Annotated in this window: 3 protein-coding genes; 1 reads left to right on the top strand and 2 read right to left on the bottom strand. The window is 61.2% G+C overall.

All coding sequences use genetic code 11. The annotated features are described in order from the left end of the window. A partial coding sequence (locus ACE3S9_RS15305; protein WP_374547345.1) for a zinc-binding dehydrogenase occupies positions 1-408 on the top strand: 408 nt, incomplete at its 5' end. A gap of 661 nt (positions 409-1,069) precedes the next feature. On the opposite strand, the gene cckA is transcribed toward ACE3S9_RS15305, so the two are convergent. Continuing rightward, the gene (gene cckA, locus ACE3S9_RS15300; RefSeq protein ID WP_374547344.1) at positions 1,070-3,583 is read right to left on the bottom strand and encodes a cell cycle histidine kinase CckA; all 2,514 of its coding nucleotides are present in this window, start codon (positions 3,581-3,583) and stop codon (positions 1,070-1,072) included. 215 nt (positions 3,584-3,798) lie between these two features. Beyond that, complete coding sequence (locus ACE3S9_RS15295) at positions 3,799-4,116, bottom strand: hypothetical protein (protein WP_374547343.1); 318 nt, start codon at positions 4,114-4,116, stop codon at positions 3,799-3,801. Positions 4,117-4,563: the final 447 nt, after the last annotated feature.

Genomic DNA, 4,563 nt, shown 5'->3' with positions numbered 1-4,563 from the left:
GGCGCAACGGACACCATTCACGTTGGTGAGGAAGACGCCGCATCGCGGATCATGGACCTGACCGCTGGTCAGGGCGTCGATGTGGCAATCGAGGCTGTAGGCGTTCCCGCGACATTCGACATCTGCCAGAAGATCGTTTCGGCTGGCGGCAATATCGCGAATGTCGGCGTTCACGGAAAGCCGGTTGAGCTTCACATCGAGGATCTGTGGATCAAGAACATCAACATCTCGATGGGGCTGGTGAATACCAACACGACGCCGATGTTGCTGAAGACCGTCAAGGCCGGCAAGTTTGATCCGGGTAAGCTCATCACGCACCGCTTCAGGCTTGACGAGATTTTGGATGCCTATGAAGTGTTCGGCAACGCCGCGCGCGAAAAGGCAATGAAGGTGATCATCGCCGCATAGAGGGGCTGGCAATATTGCTAGGAGGTCCAGTTTCCCTGGATTGTCGGTGAAGGATCGGCCAGGCGGCGTCGTTGGTGACAGTCAACTTCGGCGCCAGCCTGGCCGGTCGGTTGGGACTTGGACAGGGTGGCAATTTAGGTTACGGTGACAGTAGGTTACGGTGACAGTGCATATTAATTGCCGCCGATTACGGTGACAATTACAATTACGCAACTACTCGTGTTTGCGCGGCGGCAGCCTTGTCTTTAGCGATTTGGCGCTGTTGCGGCATGGATGGCCGGGACACGCCCGGCCATGCGGCTGTTAGTCGTTCGAGTTTGGCGACAATCCGCACGCCGAGGTTGTGGATTGAGTGAAAAAAAGAGAGAAAAACCGGCGACTTTCGTACCAAAATCAAGCGATTCCGGCGCAAAATCAGGTCGATTTTCGCCGGTTTTGCCGGCGGTCAAAAGGCACAACCCCGGCGTGTATAAGTCGAGCCTATGAGCGGCGCGTCATCCAATTTAACGCCTTTTCAATGTGTTAGGCGCCGCCTCGCGACCAAAGCTTCACGTGAAACATAACGAGAACACGCTTTCATTTGGCGGGTGACGCCGAAAAAGCCCTCCAGCGCCCATTTTCACTTTTCGCGTCTGTCCCCTTTCGCGCCAAAGCGCCGCCCTCACGCCCCCATATTCTCCTTCACCGTCTCGATCAGCTGTTTCAGCGTGAAGGGCTTGGGCATGAAGCCAAACTCCTCGCCTTCCGGCAGGTTTTTCGAAAAGGCGTCCTCGGCATAGCCGGAAACGAAGACCACCCGGCATTTGATGCCGCGCTTGCGCAATTCGCCGAACATCGTCGGGCCGTCCATCTCAGGCATGACCACATCCGACACCACGAGATCGATCTTGCCATTGGCCTCGTCGACCACGCGCAGAGCCTCGACGCCGGTCTCGGCCTCCAACACAGTATAGCCGCGCGAGGTCAAGGCGCGGGCGCCGAAGGAGCGCACGGCCTCCTCGTCCTCGACCAGCAGCACGACGCCGCGCCCGGTATGGTCGGCGGCGGCCTTCTTCTCTTCCTCGACCTTGGGCGCCTCCACGGGCGCCTCGACCGGTATGTGCCGGGTCAGGAAAATGCGGAAGGTCGTGCCGCGCCCGACCTGCGAATCGCAGAAGATGAAGCCGCCGGTCTGCTTGATGATGCCATAGACCATCGACAGGCCGAGGCCGGTGCCCTTGCCGAATTCCTTGGTGGTGAAGAACGGGTCGAAAATCTTGTCGCGGATGTCGGCCGGAATGCCGGTTCCGGTGTCCTCGACCTCCACCACGACATAATCGGCCGCCGGCAGCAGCTTTTCGCCATAGGCGGCGCATTCCGAGGGCGAGACATTCTTGGTGCGCAGGAAGATCTTGCCGCCATTCGGCATGGCGTCGCGGGCGTTGACGATCAGATTGACGATCACCTGCTCGAACTGGTTGAGATCGGCCTTGACCAGCCACAGATCGCGGCCCTGACGCAGGTCGACCTCGATCTTCTCGCCGACCAGGCGGCGGGTGAGCATTTGCAGTTCCGACAGCACGTCGCCGAGTTGCAGGACCTGCGGGCGCAGGGTCTGGCGGCGCGAAAAGGCCAGCAATTGCCGCACCAGACCCGCCGCGCGATTGGCGTTCTGCTTGATCTGCATAATGTCCTGGAAGGACGGATCGGTCGGCCGGTGATTGGCGAGCAGAAGCTCGGAATAGCCGATGATCGCGGTCAGGACATTGTTGAAATCATGGGCGATGCCGCCCGCGAGCTGGCCCACCGCCTGCATTTTCTGCGACTGGTGCAGCTGTTCCTCGCGGTTGCGCTCCTCGGTGGTGTCGAGCGCGAACACCACGGCGCCGCGCTGGTCGGCCTCGTCATTCGGCGTCACGAACAGCCGCGCCGCGCGGGTCGAGCCTTCAAGCGCGGCGTCGATCGGGTCGTTGCTCTCGCTGCCCGATGCGGCGGCGGCGATGGCCGTGCGCAGGGCCTCGCGATGCGGCTCGGCGATGCCGTTGGCGATCATCCTTTTGCCGCCGGAAGCATCCTGCAGCGCGCCGGGCAGCAATTTGGCGAAGGCGGCGTTGGAGCGCAGGATGGCGCCGTCGCGGTTCACGGTGGCGATAGCCATCGGCGTGGAATTGAAGAAGCGCGCGAAACGCACCTCGGCCGCGCGGGCCTCCTCGGCCGGCTCCTCGCCGGGGGCGCGGTTGAGCGCCAGAGTGCGCGAGGCGCCCGGCAGCCCGTCATGGCCATAGGCGACGCGATGGAGCAGGCGCACCGGCAGCCGCAACCCGTCGCGGCGGCGCAGGTCGAGATCGATCTGCTCGGTGCGCACGGTGGAGGGCGGCCCCTTGCCGGCGTCGAGCAGAGCCGCGGAATCGCCGGCGACGATGTCGCGCAGCGCGAGGCCGCCTGAACCGACCTGGGCGAGATCGAAATCGAGCCAGCCCGCCAGAGTGGCGTTCATATAGGAAATATTGCCGTTCGGGTCGGTCGAGAAGAAGCCGGCCGGCGCGTGATCGAGGAAATCGATCGCGTGCTGCAATTCCTGGAAAATGTTTTCGTGGCGCTCGCGCTCGCGGGTGACGTCGGAAATGGTCCACAGCGCCGCCGGCGGGCCGGAGGGCCGCTCGATCGGGCGGACGCGGATGCGATACCAGCCGAATTCGCCTTCGCCGAGCAGGGGCGGCGTGATTCGCAGCTCCTCGGCCCCGCGCTTGCCCTCGCGGGCCGCCTGGGCCAGCCGGTAAAGCGGCTCGGCCACTTCCGGCGCGCCGGAAAACAGCCGGTCCACGGCGCGCAGATCGGCGGCGTCATTCGCCCCCGACAAAGCCATATAGGTCTCGTTGGCGTAGAGAACCCGGCTCTCGCCTTCGGTGACCAGCTGGCCGTCGGGGCTTGAATCCGCGATGATCTTGGTCACGTCATTGCGCGATTGCCGCCCCGCGATCTGCAGGAAGCCGACCGCATAGGCGAGCAGCGCCGAAATGCCGATGAAGGCCAGAAAGGCCAGCAAAGCGAGGATGAGGCGGGTCGCCTGGTCGCGCTGCAGAAAGGGAAAGGCCGCCATGACCACGACCAGCGCGACGGCGAGCGCCAACACCATTCCGGGGCTGCCTGCGCGCTCCGAGCGGTCGACGCTGGAATGGGGATTAGTCTGGCTCATGAAACCCTTGTGCGACATGACGGCTGCGCGCCAGCGGGAAGCGCGCGAATCAAATGACCGCCCGCTCAGCCGCCCCAGCTTTATGCTGCAACAATTTTAAGGATTCGTCGTCGCCTTGGAAGGAGAATATCGGCCGGCGCGGTGGCGTCCGTCTCGTGATGAAATCGCTGCGCCCGGATGAATTCAGCAGGCCAGGAGATCGATCAATCGATCTCTCATTTCGCGTGCAGGCCGGACAAGATTCCGGGGCCGTTTTCGCCGCCGTGGAAAGAGGTCCTCTCTTTAGCGAAAAAACGACAAACGTCTTTCGAAGTTTTGCAATAGGCGGCTTCCGCTAGGGTGTCCTCGAACGAAAGCGTCAGATAGTCATAGAGGTCGCGAATTGCTGTCGCCTGTTCCTCGGAATAGCTTCCATCATTGCAAAAGGCGTCGACGATGTCCGCAAGAGTCCTTGTGAGATAGGACTGAACGGCGCCAAGCGCGAAAGCCGCATCGGCGGGCATTTTTTCTTTATTTGATTTCAACTCAAACATTCCGGTCTCCTGAAAATTGCTTGCCGCGCCACAATGAAATTGACAGTTTCGATCCTAGACCACGGGCGTTATGAACTTCCTTGGGACGGTCCGCCGACGAGGTTTTATCGCGTTAACCATGCGCTCGAGGCGGCTTCGAAACCTATTTTGTGGCTTCCGAGCATCCGGGGAGGGCGACGCCGGCGTCCGCCGCTGTGGGAGGCCTCGTCCGCCATTGCAAGGCTTTTACTGTTCAAAAAATCATCTAATCCAATATGTTATCTGACACCTCGGTCCAAGGCGCATTTGACTGAATTTCAGGTTCTTTTACCATGAAGGCGCGATGTTAACCAAATCTTAACTTTCTTGCGCGCGCGCGGCGCCCTTGGTTTATACAGAAAATTGAGTTGGTCCGAGTTTCAGGAGCGGGCGGCGGCCATGCCGACATTTTTACAAGACAACCGAATG

Source organism: Rhodoblastus sp. (genome assembly GCF_041915505.1).
In the GTDB taxonomy this organism is placed as follows: domain Bacteria; phylum Pseudomonadota; class Alphaproteobacteria; order Rhizobiales; family Beijerinckiaceae; genus Rhodoblastus.
Note: the sequence above shows the minus strand (reverse complement) of the source record. Positions and strands in the feature narration are given on the sequence as shown.